The 16,533-nt window shown below is 65.8% G+C and carries 12 protein-coding genes and 1 pseudogene; 11 read left to right on the top strand and 2 right to left on the bottom strand.

Features of this window, described 5'->3' with window-relative positions:
- Positions 1–72 precede the first annotated feature (72 nt).
- The 10 genes and pseudogenes from GGC64_RS30675 to GGC64_RS30630 all read left to right on the top strand — a co-directional run bounded on the left by GGC64_RS30675 (position 73) and on the right by GGC64_RS30630 (position 11,463).
- The gene (locus GGC64_RS30675; RefSeq protein WP_192726338.1) at positions 73–510 is read left to right on the top strand and encodes a hypothetical protein; all 438 of its coding nucleotides are present in this window, start codon (positions 73–75) and stop codon (positions 508–510) included.
- Between the two features lie 318 nt (positions 511–828).
- A pseudogene (locus GGC64_RS30670) lies at positions 829–1,123 on the top strand (DUF4193 family protein).
- Between the two features lie 165 nt (positions 1,124–1,288).
- A complete protein-coding gene (locus tag GGC64_RS30665) occupies positions 1,289–1,849 on the top strand; it encodes a hypothetical protein (RefSeq protein ID WP_192726337.1) in 561 nt (186 codons plus the stop codon).
- 159 nt (positions 1,850–2,008) lie between these two features.
- On the top strand, positions 2,009–3,037 hold the full coding sequence (locus GGC64_RS30660) for an SDR family oxidoreductase (RefSeq protein ID WP_370582424.1): 1,029 nt from the start codon (positions 2,009–2,011) through the stop codon (positions 3,035–3,037).
- A complete protein-coding gene (locus GGC64_RS30655) occupies positions 3,034–3,387 on the top strand; it encodes a hypothetical protein (protein WP_192726336.1) in 354 nt (117 codons plus the stop codon). Before GGC64_RS30660 ends, GGC64_RS30655 begins: the two co-directional genes overlap by 4 nt.
- A gap of 194 nt (positions 3,388–3,581) precedes the next feature.
- Positions 3,582–5,375 carry a thiamine pyrophosphate-requiring protein gene (locus tag GGC64_RS30650; protein ID WP_192726335.1) on the top strand — a complete coding sequence of 598 codons (1,794 nt, stop codon included), beginning with the start codon at positions 3,582–3,584 and terminating at the stop codon, positions 5,373–5,375.
- 15 nt (positions 5,376–5,390) lie between these two features.
- Entirely contained in the window at positions 5,391–6,515 is a 1,125-nt protein-coding gene (locus tag GGC64_RS30645) for an enolase C-terminal domain-like protein (protein ID WP_192726334.1), read from the top strand.
- A 23-nt stretch (positions 6,516–6,538) separates the two neighbouring features.
- Positions 6,539–9,487, top strand: coding sequence for an FAD-binding and (Fe-S)-binding domain-containing protein (locus tag GGC64_RS30640; protein ID WP_192726333.1), 2,949 nt, complete (start codon positions 6,539–6,541; stop codon positions 9,485–9,487).
- Positions 9,484–9,819, top strand: coding sequence for an ANTAR domain-containing protein (locus GGC64_RS30635; RefSeq protein WP_192726332.1), 336 nt, complete (start codon positions 9,484–9,486; stop codon positions 9,817–9,819). The genes GGC64_RS30640 and GGC64_RS30635 overlap by 4 nt, the downstream gene beginning before the upstream one ends.
- A 48-nt stretch (positions 9,820–9,867) precedes the next feature.
- The gene (locus tag GGC64_RS30630) at positions 9,868–11,463 is read left to right on the top strand and encodes an MFS transporter (protein ID WP_370582423.1); all 1,596 of its coding nucleotides are present in this window, start codon (positions 9,868–9,870) and stop codon (positions 11,461–11,463) included.
- Between the two features lie 37 nt (positions 11,464–11,500).
- Here GGC64_RS30630 and GGC64_RS30625 read toward each other — a convergent pair whose 3' ends face one another.
- Positions 11,501–11,746 carry a hypothetical protein gene (locus GGC64_RS30625; protein ID WP_225952648.1) on the bottom strand — a complete coding sequence of 82 codons (246 nt, stop codon included), beginning with the start codon at positions 11,744–11,746 and terminating at the stop codon, positions 11,501–11,503.
- A 695-nt stretch (positions 11,747–12,441) separates the two neighbouring features.
- On the opposite strand from GGC64_RS30625, the gene GGC64_RS35400 reads away from it, so the two are divergent.
- Positions 12,442–12,963, top strand: coding sequence for a helix-turn-helix transcriptional regulator (locus GGC64_RS35400; RefSeq protein WP_192726330.1), 522 nt, complete (start codon positions 12,442–12,444; stop codon positions 12,961–12,963).
- Positions 12,964–14,670: 1,707 nt separating this feature from the next.
- On the opposite strand, the gene GGC64_RS30615 is transcribed toward GGC64_RS35400, so the two are convergent.
- Positions 14,671–16,197, bottom strand: a complete 1,527-nt coding sequence (locus GGC64_RS30615; protein ID WP_192726329.1) for a hypothetical protein — start codon at positions 16,195–16,197, stop codon at positions 14,671–14,673.
- Positions 16,198–16,533: the final 336 nt, after the last annotated feature.

Genomic DNA, 16,533 nt, shown 5'->3' with positions numbered 1-16,533 from the left:
GCAACGGCACATGCCGCAGGGCGGTACGGAAAGTCGGTATAACCGGCGGCGGTTCGGGGTTAATGAGGACCCATGACTCAAACCACTTCGGCGAACCATCATGACGTTACCGACCGTGAAGTCACCCAGGCCGCGGCGGCCGGCGCTTCCCTGGCTACCGGGGCGCTCCTGTTGACCTGCGGCGTTCTGACCGTCCTGCAAGGAATCTCGGCCCTGGTCAATGACGAATTACTGGTAATCGGCCCGCACTACATCTACAAGTTCAACACCACCGGGTGGGGATGGGTGCACATAGTGGTGGGAGTGCTGCTCGGTGCGGTGGCCATCGGGCTGTTCGTCGGGGCCGGTTGGGCTCGCGCCGCCGCGATCGTCATGGCCGCGATCTCGATTGTGGTGATGTTCTTGTGGCTGCCCTACTACCCGGTGTGGAGTCTGGTAGTTATCGCGCTGGACGTCATTGTGATCTGGGCGGTCAGCACCTGGGATTCGACGCGCCGAGTTGGACCCTAACACCGCCGCAGCGTCCGGCCCCCAGCGTCGGCGACCGCATGCACAATGTTCGTCCAGTGTCTTCGGCGCTGTGCGCCGCGAAACGACCCTGATCGCCCGAATGCGGTACACGACTGTCTCAGCGCCTTGGGGAAACCGAAAGATGTGGTCCGCCACGCGCTTTCAGTCAGCGCCGCCGAGAGGCGACGTGATGGTGGATCAGGTACTGCGCGTTGAAGTCATCGATGAGCGAATCAGCCGGCTCAGCGTTAACGGTGAGCGGTTCTAGCCTCAGGCGCTGGCCTCTTCGGTGCAGGCGCGAGGCGGTCAGGCCCGGTGTTGAAAAGAGATTTTGACGCGCGCCCCGTGCGTGAGGTCGACGATGAGGCGCTCCACGAATCGCTCGAGGAGCTGCGTTCGCGGGCCGCCGCCGAACCCCCCGATGTGCTCGACATCGACGAGGCAGATCCTTCGAGCTGCCCGGAGCCGACTTGTCCGGTGAAGCGCTGTCAGTGCGAGGGTTTCCCCAGCAGCGGGACGAATTCATCTGCACCGCCTGCTTTTCTGATCCAGCACCGATCGCGTCAGAGGCACAGCAGCGACGGCGCCCCTCATCTGTGTCGACTGCGCCTAAGCCGGGTCCAGGCCGCCCGATAGCGCAGCCGAGCCACTCGGCCACCACGGCTTGGCGGGCAGGTCTCTTCACAGTGCGATAGTTGACGCTCACCGGTATGGGCGCGCGCCGCGTTGGGAACCCCTCAGCATGAGCCCACGTCCACCGTCGCACCGTCCCACGGTTGTGCCCCCAAAACCCCGTCTCACCAACGGCCGGTGCGGCGCCGCGCGGCCGATTGTCTTGGCCGCCGTGCTGGCGCTGCTCGCGGGCCTGGCCACTGCATGTCACGACGACGCGCATAACCGGTCATCAAACCGGGGCTCGGAATCACACACCACTGACACCTCGGTCATCAACGCCTACATCGTGCCGCGATTCGTACCCGGGCACTGCGCAATCCAGGTCGGCGACACCGCGCAGCTGACGTTCACCATCACCAACAGTCGACCAACCCAAGACGAACGGCTACTCGACATCACCACCGCCGGCGCCGACAACGTGTCGGTCTCCCCGCCACTGCCCATTGTCATTCCAGCGAAGGCGACCATCGCCGCAGGACAGCCCGACACCGAGCCCAATGCCACACTTCAGCCCCGCGGCGACATGCAGGTGACCATGCAAGGGGTAAAAGAGTCGGTCAGGCCCGCCATGGCCGCTGACGTCACTTTCCATTTCGGCCAAGCCGGACCCATCACCATGCCGGTGCCGGTGGAAGCCTGCCCCGCGCCAAGCCCGACACCATGAGCACCTGCCCGGCAGACAAACCCTCAGCACACCCACAGGGATAGCGGACAGTGGTTCGGGCAATTACTTCGATGGCACGCCGCCGGGGCACTGCGGTGTCCTCCGCGGTCTTTGAGAAAGGTGCTCAGACGCAATCATTGCCATGCAGGAAGGTGAACGGTGAACACAAGCTCAGGACGAGAAGGCCAAGTCGTGGTCATCACCGGGGCCAGCGGCGGCATCGGGCGCGCCACGGCGCGGGCTTTCGGGGCGCGCGGCGCGAGCATCGGCCTGCTGGCCCGCGGCGAGAAGGGACTCGCCGGCGCCGCCCACGACGTGGAAACCGCCGGAGGAAAGGCGTTGTCGCTTTCGGTCGACACCGCCGACGCCGATCAGGTCGAACAGGCCGCCGCCGACGTCGAGGAGCGGTTCGGCCCCATCGACGTGTGGATCAACGTGGCCTTCACCTCAGTGTTCGCTCCCTTCACCGAAGTCAGCCCCGAGGAATTCAAACGAGTCACCGAGGTCACCTACCTGGGCTATGCGTATGCCACCATGTCGGCGCTGCGCCGCATGCGTCCCCGTGACCGCGGCACCATCGTCCAGGTGGGCTCGGCGCTGGCCTATCGCGGCATCCCGCTGCAAAGCCCGTATTGCGGCGCCAAGCACGCGATCCAGGGCTTCAACGAGTCGCTGCGCTGCGAACTGCTGCACGACCGCAGCAACGTCCACGTCACGATGGTGCAGATGCCCGCGGTCAACACCCCGCAGTTTTCCTGGGTGCTGTCAAAGCTACCCAACCAAGCCCAGCCGGTACCGCCGATCTATCAGCCCGAGGTCGCCGCGCGCGCGGTGGTTTACGCCGCCGATCACCCGCGCCGCCGCGAATACTGGGTCGGCGGCACCACCATGGGCACGCTGATCGCCAACAAGTTCGCCCCCGGCCTGCTGGACCGCTACCTGGCGCGCACCGGCTACAAATCCCAGCAGACCAACCAGCCCCGTCCGGCCGATCAGCCGGCCAACCTGTTCGAGCCCGCCGACGGCGAGGCCGGCCGCGACTTCGGCGCCCACGGCATTTTCGACGACAAGTCGACCAGCCGCAGCTACCAGCTGTGGGCGTCTCAACACCATGGCGTCCTCGGCGGTGTGGCGGCCGGCGCGGTCGCCGCCGCGGCCGGCGTGACCGGATGGATGATGCGCCGATGAGAGCGCTGACAGTCCTGCGCGCCGTCGTGGGCGCAACTTATCTGCTGGTGCCGCAATGGATTCCAGGTCTGCTGTGGGGCCTGCGACTGGACTCGCGGGCGCGGCTGGTGGTGCGCATCCTGGGGGCCCGACACCTCCTTCAGGCCGCAGTGCTCGCCGCCTCGGCCCGACCCCTGATCCTGCGGCTGGGCAGCGTCGTTGACGCGTTGCACGCCACCTCCATGCTGGGGCTGGCCGCCGTTGATGACCGCCGCCGTCGCGCCGCCTTGGGCGACGCCGCTGTGGCCAGCTCACTTGCGGCCGCCGGATGGGCCCAAGCACAGCAGCACCGGGCAACCGCGGGTGGTTGAGCGTGATGAACGGGACGGAGATCTGTCCGAGGTGGGGTCAGGCGGCCCCCGCCGCGGGTCCGATCATCCACAGCGGGTTTACACGTGGCGCGTCGTGTCACCCAGGGCGCGAGTGCGTGCCCCTAAGCAACTGTTGCCTCACAACCACGATTGAGAGATCAACCCGCGAACACCGCGGGTAGGAGGAATTCACCATGTCGAGTAAGGATGTCGCCGACTATCTGCTGGAGCGGCTTCGCGACTGGGGCGTACGTCATGTGTTCGCCTTCCCCGGTGACGGGATCAACGGCATCCTAGCCGCCTGGGGCCGCGCCGAGGACGACCCGCAGTTCATCCAGGCCCGCCACGAGGAGATGGCGGCGTTCGAGGCGGTCGGCTACGCCAAATTCACCGGAGGGTTCGCCGTCTGCATGGCCACCTCAGGACCGGGCGCGATCCATCTGCTCAACGGCCTGTATGACGCCAAACTGGATCACGTTCCGGTGGTCGCGATCGTGGGACAGACCAGCCGCAGCGCCATGGGTGGTTCCTATCAGCAGGAAGTCGATCTGCTCAGCCTGTTCAAGGATGTGGCCAGCGATTACGTCCAAATGGTCACCGTGGCCGAACAATTGCCCAACGTGATCGACCGCGCGATCCGCATCGCGCTGGCTCAGCGCGCCCCCACCGCGATCGTCATTCCCTCCGATGTTCAGGAGCTGCCCTACAGCCCGCCCACCCACGCGTTCAAAATGGTGCCCTCCAGCTTGGGCATCGACTGGCCGGGCATCGACCCCGACGACGCCGCGATCGCCAAGGCCGCCGACATCCTCAACGCCGGCACGAAAGTCGCGATGCTGGTCGGCAGCGGCGCGCGCGGCGCTGCGGCCGAAGTCAGCGAGGTGGCCGACCTTCTGGGCGCCGGTGTGGCCAAGCCGCTGCTCGGCAAGGACGTGCTCTCCGATGAATTGCCCTGGGTCACCGGCTCGATCGGGCTGCTTGGCACCAGGCCCAGCTATGAGCTGATGCGCGATTGCGACACGCTGCTGACCGTGGGCTCCAGTTTCCCCTACACCCAGTTCTTGCCGCAATTCGATCAAGCCCGCGCCGTGCAGATCGACGTCGATCCAAAGATGATCGGCATGCGTTACCCCTACGAGGTCAACATCGTCGCCGACGCCACATCAGCCCTGCAAGCCCTGATTCCGCGGCTGCAAAGCAAAACCGACCGGTCCTGGCGTGAGCAGATCGAAGACAACGTGACCCGGTGGTGGGAGACCATGCACATGGAAGCCATGGTCAGCGCCGACCCAGTCAACCCGCTACGGTTGTTCGCCGAGCTGTCCCCGCAGTTGCCCGACAACGCGATCGTCACCGCCGACTCAGGATCGTCGGCCAATTGGTATGCCCGCCAACTAAGGTTCCGCGGCAACATGCGCGGGTCGCTGTCAGGAAACCTGGCGACCATGGGTCCCGGCGTGCCCTATGCGATCGGCGCGAAGTTCGGCCACCCCGAGAGGCCGGTGATCGCGTTCGTCGGCGATGGCGCCATGCAGATGAACGGCATGGCCGAGCTGATCACCGTTAAACACTATTGGCAGCAGTGGTCCGATCCGCGGCTGATCGTGGCGGTCCTACACAACAACGATCTCAACCAAGTCACCTGGGAGATGCGTGCAATGGCCGGCTCCCCCAAATTCGTGGAATCCCAAGCGCTTCCCGACGTCGACTTCGCCGGTTTCGCAGCCAGCCTGGGTTTCAACGCCGCCGCGATCAAAGATCCCGACGAGCTGGCCGACGCGTGGCGTGCGGCCCTGACCGCCGACCGGCCCACCGTGCTCGACGTGCGCACCGACCCCGACATGCCGCCCATCCCGCCGCACGCCACCTTCGAGCAGTTCAAGGCCGCGGCGACTGCGGTACTCGAAGGTGACGAGGACCGGTGGGGATTCATCAAGGAAGGCATCAAAACCAAAGCCCAAGAATTCCTGCCGCACAAAAACAGCTAGAAGGGGTGTGCTGCCATGTCCACCAGCACGCTGGCCGCCTCGGCCGCCCATGTCGCCGACGTGTCGGCCACCGCCTACACCATTCCCACCGATGCGCCCGAAGCCGACGGGACCATCGCCTGGGACAACACCACACTGATCGTCGCGCAAGCACGGTGGGCCGACGTCATCGGCCTTGGCTGGACCTACGGCAGCCCAGCGTGTGTCGACATCATCAATGAGCTGCTGGCCGAAACGGTGGAGGGGCGCAGCGTTTTCGACGTCGCGGGCTGCTTTGATGCGATGGTCAAGGCGATCCGCAACATAGGGCGCGGCGGTGTCGGCGGGCAAGCGATTTCAGCGGTCGATGTCGCGTTGTGGGACCTCAAGGCGCGCGTTCTGCAGGTTCCGCTGCACCATCTGATCGGCGCGGTGCGGGACGCGGTGCCGGTGTACGGCAGCGGTGGATTCACCACCTATGACGCCGGCCAGCTGCGCGAGCAGCTCACCGCCTGGGCCAAAGAGCTGGGCATCCCCCGGGTCAAGATCAAGATCGGCGAATCGTGGGGCGCCCGGGTGGACCGCGACCTGGCGCGCATGGCCCAAGCCCGTGATGTCATCGGCGATGACGTTGAACTCTACGTCGACGCCAACGGCGGCTACGGCCGCAAACAAGCGGTGCGGGTGATGAACCAGGCCGCCGATCTGGATGTGCGCTGGTTGGAAGAACCAGTCTCCAGCGATGACCTGGAAGGCCTGGCCCAAGTGCGCGCCGCGGTGCGCGCCGACGTCGCGGCCGGCGAATATGGTTATGACCCTTACTATTTCCGCCGGATGTGTGAAGCCGGCGCGGTGGACTGCCTTCAGGCAGACGCCTCGCGCTGCGGGGGCATCACCGGCTGGCTGCACGCCGCGGCCGTCGCGGCGGCCTACGGGTTGCAGATCTCTGGGCACTGCGCACCGCACCTGCACGCCCCGGTCGCGCTGGCCACCCCGAATCTGCGCCACCTGGAGTGGTTTCACGACCACGCCCGCATCGAAATGCTGTATTTCGAGGGGTCGGTGCTGCCGCTGGACGGGATGATGCGCCTGGATGCCACGCGCAGCGGGCACGGCTTGACGCTGCGCTCAGAGGAGCTCGAAATCTACCAAGTCCGTTGACGATCCGACAGGAGAACGCACCCATGAGCGGCACCCGGCACACCCGCACCCAGCTGCCCTATCAAGTGTTGGCCGCGGCGCTGGCTGAGCGTGTCGAGGGCGAAGTGCGCTTCGATCCCGGGTCGCGGGCCGCCTACTCCACCGACGCCTCCAACTATCGGCAGGTGCCCATCGGTGTCGTGGTGCCCCGCACCCCTGAGGCCGCCGCCGCCGCCATCGAGGTGTGCCGCGCCCACGACGTGGCGTTGCTGTCGCGCGGTGGTGGCACCAGCCTGGCCGGGCAGTGCTGCAACGCCGCCGTGGTGATCGACTGGAGTAAATACTGCACCCGCATCGTCTCAGTGGACCACGACGCCGGCACCGCGGTCGTAGAACCCGGCATCAAACTCGACGTGCTCAACGATGCGCTGCGCGCCTCGGGCTGGATGGTGGGCCCCAAACCCTCCACCCACGTCAGCTGCACCATCGGCGGCATGATCGGGAACAACTCCTGTGGGTCCACCGCGCAGGCCTACGGCAAGATGGCCGACTCGGTGCGCCGCCTGGAAATCATCACCTACGACGGGCTGCGCATGTGGGTGGGACCCACCGATGCCGACGAACTGGCCGCCATCACCGCCGCTGGGGGCCGCCGCGCCGAGATCTACGGCGGCCTACAGACGATCATCGGCGACTACGCCGACGATATCCGCGGACGCTTCCCCGACATTCCGCGCCGCGTGTCGGGCTACAACATCGATAAACTGTTACCGGAGAACGGATTTCATCTGGCCAAGACGCTGGTCGGCAGCGAGAGCACGTTGATCACCGTGCTACGCGCCGACATCGACCTGGTCCGTGTACCCAACGCCAGCGCGCTGGCCATTCTCGGGTTCGCTGACATTACCGAGGCGGCCGACGCGGTGCCCACCGTGCTCGAACATGATCCCGCGGCGTTGGAAGGGCTCGATCACCGCCTGGTCGAACTGGAACACTCGCGCCGGTTGGCCGAAAAAGCGCTCCGCCAACTGCCCGACGGCAGGGCGTGGCTCATGGTGCAGATCGACGGCGACAGCCAAGACGACGCCGACCACAAAGCCAAACAGCTGCTCGACCATCTTCACCGCGCCACCCACTGTGACGGGATCATCCTCGATGACCCCACCCGCAAAAAAGAAGTCTGGGCCGCCCGCGAAGCCGGTCTGGGCGCCACCGCCTATCCGCCCACCGGGCCCGACACCCACGAAGGATGGGAAGACGCCGCCGTCCCCCCCGAGCGCCTCGGCGACTACCTGCGCGACTTCCGCCAGCTGTTGGAGCGCTACGGCTACGGCAGCGCATCGCTGTACGGGCACTTCGGTCAAGGCTGCGTGCACACCCGCATCCCGTTTGACCTCACCACCGCCGACGGCATCGCCAAATACCGCCGCTTCGTCACCGACGGCGCCCACCTGGTCGTCGACTACGGCGGCTCACTATCCGGGGAACACGGCGACGGCCAATCCCGCGGCGAACTGCTGCCCATCATGTTTGGCGACCGTGTCATCGAGGCGTTCGAAAAAACCAAAGCACTATTCGATCCCGCCAACAACATGAACCCCGGCAAGATCGTGCACCCCTTTGCACTGGACTCCAACCTGCGCCTGGGCGCCGACTACCGCCCCTGGGAACCGAAAACCTACTTCCAATACCCCGAAGAAAAGCACCGGTTCAGCCAAGCCGCGGGCCGCTGCGTGGGCGTCGGCAAATGCCGCGGCCACGAATCCGGCGTGATGTGCCCCAGCTACCGCGCCACCCACGAAGAAGAACACTCCACCCGCGGGCGCTCACGGCTGCTGTTCGAAATGCTCGAAGGCGACGTGATCACCGAGGGCTGGCGCTCCACCGCGGTACGCGACGCCCTGGACTTGTGCCTGGCCTGCAAAGGCTGCCTGTCCGACTGTCCGGTCAACGTCGACATGGCCACATACAAAGCCGAATTCCTCTCCCACCATTACCATTGGCGGCCCCGTCCTATGGCGCACTACTCGATGGGTTGGATTCCGCTGTGGTCGCGGCTGGCCACCACGCTGCCCAAAACGGTCAACGCGCTCACCGCAATCAATGCCGTAGCAACCGCGATGAAAGCCGCGGGCGGCATCGATGAACACCGCGATCTTCCCCGCTTCGCCGAGCAGCGATTCACCCAATGGTTAACCCAGCGGCCGCGCACCACGCAGCAGGCGCCGCGTGGCCCCGTGCTGCTATGGCCCGACACCTTCACCAACTATTTCGACCCCGACATCGCCTGCGACGCGGTCACCGTGCTCGAATCCGCCGGCTTCGACGTGCAAGTCCCCGACACAACCGTCTGCTGCGGACTGACCTGGATCTCCACCGGGCAACTGGCCACCGCCAAGCGCGTGCTGCGGCGCACCCTGAAAATTCTGCGCCCCGCCTTGGAGGCCAGTACACCGGTCGTGGTGCTTGAACCCAGCTGCGCAGCGGTGTTCCGCTCGGATCTGCCCAACCTGCTCTACGGCGACGAAGACGCCCACCGGCTGCAAAAGCAGACCTACACCATCGGTGAAATCCTGCGCCACTACGCCCCCGACTGGCGCCCACCACAACTGGCAACCAGCGCTGTCGTGCAGCAGCATTGCCACCAGCACGCCGTACTGCACTACACCCAAGAACGCCACCTCCTCGACGACGCCGGTGTGTCGACCCACATGCTCGACGCCGGATGCTGCGGACTGGCAGGCAATTTCGGGTTCGAACGCGGCCACTACGACGTATCGGTGGCCGTCGCCGAAGAAAAGCTGCTGCCCACGCTGCGCCAGACCGACCCCGACACCGCCGTGCTGGCCGACGGATTCAGCTGCCGCACCCAGATCCGCCAGCTCGCCGCCGAGCACACACCGCTGCACACCGTGCAGCTGCTGGCCGCCGCGCTGCACCACAGCGCGAAGCAGCCCACCCACCACAGCAGGCCCCAGGAGGTACACCCATGACCATCGACGACTGGGCCACCGGCAGCCAACTGCAAGCGCTACAAGGACGGCGCGTCCTCGACACCGCCGAAGGCATCCTGATCGGACTACGCGGCTGCGACACCGACGCCGCGTTTCACGAACTGGTACACGCCGCACACAACCACGGCGTACCCATCTTCACCATCGCCTCCGCACTCGTGGAGCTCGCCGCCGGAAACCACCAATGCCGCGACCTGCCCGCCGCCGCCGACGCCGCCGCACGCGCCGAATGGGCCCAGCTGCTGGCCGCCTCACCAAGAATCGCATCCCACAATGGCCGCCCGCGCAACCGTGAGGCCCTCAACAGATAAACCGCGCCACCGGTACCGAGGGGTCGGCACGCGGCGCAGGGGCTGCTGGTGAACCGACACGACGCCGTCACGATGAGCCTGCGCAACTGCTTTGCCCGCCAGATCCCCACCCGGCTGGCCGACGCGGTCGGCGGCCCGGCGCGGCTGCGCGTCGCCGCGCTGCTGGCGCTGACAGTCGGGCTAGAAGCCGCCGACAACGGCACCATCGGAGCCCTGGTCGTACCGCTCAAAAACGAATTCCACATCAACAACACTCAAATTGGACTGCTAGTCACCGCCTCAACCATCACCGGCGTGGCGGCCACCCTGCCCGCCGGTGTCCTCACCGACCACATCAACCGCACCCGACTGCTGTGTTCGGCGATCCTGTTCTGGTCGGTAGCAATGGTGTTCAGCGGCTTGGGATTCGGCTACACCTGGCTATTGGGCTGCCGCGTGGCGCTTGGGGCGCTGGTGGCCGTGGCCGGGCCCGCGGTGGCCTCGCTGCTGGGCGACTACTTCCCGATCATCGAACGCGGCCGGATCTACGGATACGTGCTCGCCGGCGAAGGGATCTGCACTGCAGCGGGTTTGGAACTATCCGGAGTGCTGGCCACGCTCAACTGGCGACTCGGGTTCTGGTGGTTGGCGATCTGCGGGCTGGCACTGGGCGTCGCTGTAGCCAAATGGTTACCCGAGCCGGCCCGCGGCGGCACAAGCCGCACCCCGATCGGCGCCACCCACATCCGGCTCATCGACGAACCGCCCACCCCTGCCCCGGACCCCACAGCGGCGCCACCAGGTGCCGGTGACAACAGCACCACCACAGGCGATGACACGGTCGCCCACCAGGTCAGGGCACAGCACGTCCAGCCGCACACCCACCTGATCCTCACCGAAAACCCCCAACGCCAATCACTGTGGTGGGCGCTGCGCTATGTGCTGTCCGTCCGCACCAACGTGGTACTGATCATCGGCTCCTCACTGGGCTACTTCTTCTTCACCGGCCTGGGCACCTTCGGGCTGGCGCTACTGCGCGGCCGCTTCCACATCGGCCAAGCACAAGCCACGCTGCTCATCGGGCTCATCGGCGTGGGAGCGCTCATCGGCGCACTGACCAGCGGACGACTCGCCGACTGGCTCATCAGCCGCGGCCACATCAGCGCCCGCATGACAGTGGCCGGCACCGCGTTTCTCCTCGCCGCCCTGTTCGCACTGCCCGCCCTGCTCTCCCATAGCCTGGTCGCCACAATAGGTTTGGCGGCGCTGTCAGCAATCGGGCTGGGCGGAGCCAACCCGCCGCTGGACGCCGGACGGCTCGACATCATGCACTCAGGGCTGTGGGGACGCGCCGAAGCCGTCCGCACCGCCCTGCGCTCCCTGGCTACCGCGCTGGCACCGTTGCTGTTCGGGATTGTCTCCACCCACCTCGGCGCACCGACACACCCCGAATACGCAACCAACGCAGCACATTTAGCCGGCACCGACAGCACTTCGTCCGACATCACAGCGGCCACCGGCACCGGCCTGGACCAGGCATTCCTGGTCATGCTCATCCCGCTGGTGAGCGGCGGCGCATTCATCCTTGCGATCGCCCGGCGCACCTACCCACCTGATGTGGCCACCGCCATGGCCTCCGAGCACGCCACCGCACCGCCGCCGTGACCAGCCGACAAACCTGGTCGGCGCGACGGCATCGGTGTCAGCCCGGCTGAGCGCGCGAGCCCGCACCACGCGCTAACCCGACGGCGGCAGCCGCCGCAGCCAGCACGCCCGCTGCCGCCAAGGGAATCGTCCAGAGCCGGCGATCCTCCAGCTCCATCCGACACAACCGCGTGAAATCGGTATCCACCACGACCACATCACCCACCGGAACGTTGGCGGCGTTGCCGTCGTCATGGGCGCGGGCAGCAGACAGATCAGGCGCTACCGCCGTTCCGCAATCCACCCGGGGCAGAGAATGTCGATCCGCAGAAACCGACACCGGCGTAAGCAGCCCCACAACCCCAACGAGCACTGCCACCGCTCCCAAAAACAGCCCAATGCGCCGTAGCACCATAGTGTGTCGATTCCCCGTCCGCTCCAGTCGTATACCCAAACCCCGCCACTGGAGCTCGGCCGACATGGTCGTCCCGGCGAATTTCGCACAGCGAATTTCGTATACGCAACTTCAGCCCGGGGAATAAACCGGCGATGAGATCGCCAGCAGAAGCCCGGGGCGGCCAGCGGCCGGGCACCGTCGATTCCTTTACACCGGGGTGGATCACACATCCCGACGTCCCCCCAACCATGTTCGCGCCAACGAGTAAGCAGTCAGGCCCCGCACGACCAGGAAGACCCACAACAGGGCCCGCCAAAGCTCACCAAGCCATCCGCCGCAGCCCCTCCCACGCAAACCACCAGAATGCGCCCGACCCCCCCACAACGGCGCATTCCGTCGACGTTTTCGGATCCACGACCGATGTGTCAGCGCAACAATTGCGCCGACACACTGCCGACTTCGCGGCCACCGTCCTTCAATGCGCTACCACACCGTCACCCATCATCGACGCCGCACTGCGCCTGCTCGCCGCGATCGAGATCAGTTCCCAGGCAGACGATGCCATCCAGAAATGCGAGTCGGCCGCACGGGTCGACAGCACCGTGCTGCGCGCCGCGCTGCACTACATCGACGACAACCTCCACAACAAGATCGCTCTTACCGACATCGCGGCGGCCACCTACGTCACACCTCGAACGCTGCAGAACCTATTCCGCCAACACCTCAACACCACACCAATGACATATGTGCGGCGAGTCAAACTAGAACGCGCGCACTGCGAACTGTCATCATCGAACCGGCACCAGACCTGCGTCAGCTCCATTGCCGAACGCTGGGGCTTCACCCACCCAGGTCGATTCGCCAGCCTTTACCGCCAAACCTACGGACACAATCCGGATGAGACCTTGCGCAGCGCACCATTTTCGACGTCCGGACGGGATCCAACCGATCCTCCCACCAAATGCTTAGCAGAGATCAGAAGCAGCAGCAGCTCGGCGCACAATCCACGGCCCGAGCCCACGACGACGCCGAGAACCGCTGTCTGGAACGGTAATTGGAGGCCACTGCAGGCTGTCCACAACCGACGTACCACTACAGACCGTCCACTGCAGGCACGTAGATAGGACCGACGCTGGTCTCGCACGGTCTACTCGATGATCGGTGCCAGTCGCTGGCTGGCTCGCGTGCTGCAGCGTGGTCCCGCTGCGCTCCACCCACGGTCGGCGCCGCTGGCGATCTGACGCGGATTGGTGATCCGCCCCATGACACGCCGAAAAGTCCCGTACGGTGAAGGTATCGCCAATGCGCGTCTCCAGGAGGAAAAGAACGCCAAGGAACTTCAGAGGGCCGTGCTGACCCACGCAGAGCACGAAGATGCTGAAGAGTTCAGCAAGCTGCGCGACGTCTTCGATGATGACGACCTCGACCGGGCAGTCACGAGGGCGCGCGCGGATGGCCGAAAGAAAGCATCGCACCCACTCGGCCTCACAAGAGCGCAAACCTCGCGACTGCCAGTGCGACACTTGATCCGTTCGCTTCGATGCTCGACCGTGCGCGCGACGCGTTCATCTCCCTGGGGTGAGGCCGCGGCTCGTCCAATAGTGAAGTCTTTCGTCGGTAAACAACTGGACTGTGGCTGGCGTAGAGAACCGACCTCGCGGTCTGACATCGCGCGCACGCGATGTGAAATAGCGTGCTGTCGAGGTAGGGGTGGATGCCGTCTTTTCAGGGCACGACCACAAGAAATCCGTTGAGGTGATTGATCGCTCATTTCTCCACATGACACTGCGAAGATAAGCGCGGAACGACCTCCACCTGTGCCCAGACCCCACCATCACGGACACGGCGTGGCTGAGGCATCGCGTGCTCAACTCCGTCGATAGTTGCCGCCTGCCACCGTCCTCTACGGGACGTCCCTTTCAACCACTCTCCGCCGGGCCGGTTTCTGTGACGTGCACGGATCAGAATGAGTGAGAAGGGTTCGACGTGCTGTAACAGGCAATCAGTCTTCAGTTGCGTTGCGCGACCACGCCAAGCCCATGGCGAGATTCGGTGAGAGATCCGCCGATAAATTGCCTCCTCCATCGCGCCCAGATTGCCTCCACTCCCCACTACACCACGGCTTGTGAAGGAGTCCGCCTGATAACAGAGATTATGTTAAGCTCGACGTGACATCCGCTGTTCTACAAGGCATTTCAATTCCCAAACGGTGTTCTCAGTTGCCCTTCCTCGGTTGGCACCACCGAAGACGGGGTGCAAGCCAGCGCTCGACGCGTTAGCGCTCACCTTCGGCGACCGCCGCCTCGGTGGCCGAAACCTACTGATGAAAACCGCCGGAAACACCGTTAACGAGATAGTCCCGAATTGGAAGCGGTGCGGGTGCGCGGCAATAACGCAGCGGGTTAATGCATCGGATGAATCCAGCACGGCCGGGGCACTGTGGTGAGGAACAAGTCCCGATGGTGGTTCACCTTGGGCGCCGCTCCCCCGCCGGGGGACTGACGCACCCGTCCGCGACAGGCAGCTTGGACGGTGCCGTGCCGACTCTTGCAGTCCTCGCTGGGCCTCGACTATAAGTGCCGCAACGATTTCGACGATGTGGCCGTACATGACTATTCGCGTCGGTTGAGTCCTCCTGTGGCTAGGAGCTCCCCCGATGGCAGGACCGCGAGCGACGAATTGCACTGAACCCCGCATATGCCGAGGCAGCTGGTGGATCAGCACGGTCATGCCGAGTGCGACGTCGAGATTGCGACGGCGACCGCTCGGCCTACACCCGAGGATCCCCAGCCTGGCTCCGCACAACTCGTTATTTAACGCGGTCGACCGTGTCAGCCGTTGTGCCCCGCTGTGCCGTCGCTGCCGGATTGGCCGTTGTCGCCGGCGGTGCCGTTAGTGCCATTAGACCCTGTTGCGCCAGTGCCTCCGATCAGGCCGCCGGCACCGCCGGCGCCCCCGGAACCGCCGCTACCACCGGCACCTCCTGCTCCGCCAGCTCCGCCAAGACCCGCGGCGCCACCTATACCGCCAGTGCCCTTCCCGCCGTTTTCGAACACCCGCCCAGCGTCGCCGCCATTGCCACCGTTGCCACCGTTGGCACCGGTGCCGCCCGTACCGCCTGTGCCGCCGGCACCGCCCGCGCCTCCGGTGCCGGCGAGGACGCCGCCGCGGCCACCCTGGCCGCCCGGCGCCCCGTTTGTGCCGGCGCCACCGGGCGCACCGCTACCTCCGTTACCGCCGGCGCCGCCATTGCCGCCGATAGCGTCGGTTCCTTGAGCGACGCCGCCCGTTCCGCCGTTGCCACCGTTGGCGCCTGTCCCGCCGTTCCCGCCAGCGCCGCCGGTTCCGCCGCGGCCTGTGCCATCGGTCGTGATGCCTGTGCCGCCGAAACCGCCGTTTCCACCGGAAGCGCCCGCGCCTCCGTTGCCACCAGCGCCGCCGACACCACCGACGCCCTCGCCGACGTCGGAACTGCCTGTGCCGCCCGCACCGCCGTTGCCGCCCGGAGCGCCCTCGCCTCCGGCCCCACCGGCACCCCCAGCTCCACCGGTCGCGTGGCCAGAAAAAGTGGACCCGGCCCCGCCTCCACCGCCGTCGCCGCCGATCTGTCCAGGACCTCCGGCAGTCCCGGGATCGCCTTGACCCCCGGTGATGTCGCCGAAGTCATGTGCGGCGCTGGCACCGTGATCGCCTGTCGGGGCTTTGCCATTTGTCACGTTCTCGACAGGATTGACTCCATCGGCGCCTCGGGCGCCGTTGCCGCCGACCCCGCCGGCCCCGCCGTTGCCTAGGAGTCCAGCGTTGCCGCCGTTACCACCAGCCCCCGCGGCGCTCGTCGCGGTGGCGTTCGCTCCGGCGCCGCCAGCGCCGCCATTGCCGATCAAGCCGGCGTTGCCGCCGTGGCCGCCGGCCCCGTTGTTGACTCCGGCGACGCCGACCCCGCCGGCGCCGCCGTTTCCGAATAGCAGTCCGCCGTTGCCGCCGCGCTGTCCGGGTGCCCCCTGATAACCGTTGCCGATCAACAGTCCCGCATCCGGGTGATCGGCCGTGCCGTTGCTGATGAACAGCCCGATCAGCGCTTTGAGGGGATCGCTCGGCTGCGCGGCTGTCACGGTAACGGCGGCCGTCGACCTAGGCCGGTCCGGGGTGGACAACGCCGACCCGAACAAACTGGGACAGAACAGCTCCCCGCACGGGGTTGCCGACGCGGGCGCCAGTGGCAGCGGTGAATCCACCGAGACCAGCCGTAGCGCCGGCGGAGCCGACGCAACCGGCGCACCGTGCGGGGCCGCCAACCAGAAGCTTGCTCCCGCTATTGCGATACCAGCTGTCAAGGAGTGGCGAACGATAGCGGTCATCATCGGTCCTTAGCTACGGGACGATTCGCTGACTCTTAATAGCACATCATTTATATGTAGGCCAAGCGTTTTCGATGATTTTTCCAACGCAAGTAATATTTGCTAGAAGGTTAATTACGGATCGATTCAACAAGTTCACAGGAAACATCCAGCTTGGTGGGCAACTCGTCAACGATCCGACCAACTGCCGAAACGGACCTGCCAGCGCGTGACATCTGCTCTGCACCAGTGCATCGGAGTTCGACATCTCCGAGCCCCACACAGGCGATCATCGCGACAAGAGCCACTGGATCCCCGAATTTGGCACCGCCTCGAACACCACCTGACTTTCCCCGC

Source organism: Mycobacterium sp. OAS707 (assembly GCF_014873705.1).
Classification (GTDB): domain Bacteria; phylum Actinomycetota; class Actinomycetes; order Mycobacteriales; family Mycobacteriaceae; genus Mycobacterium.
Note: the sequence above shows the minus strand (reverse complement) of the source record. Positions and strands in the feature narration are given on the sequence as shown.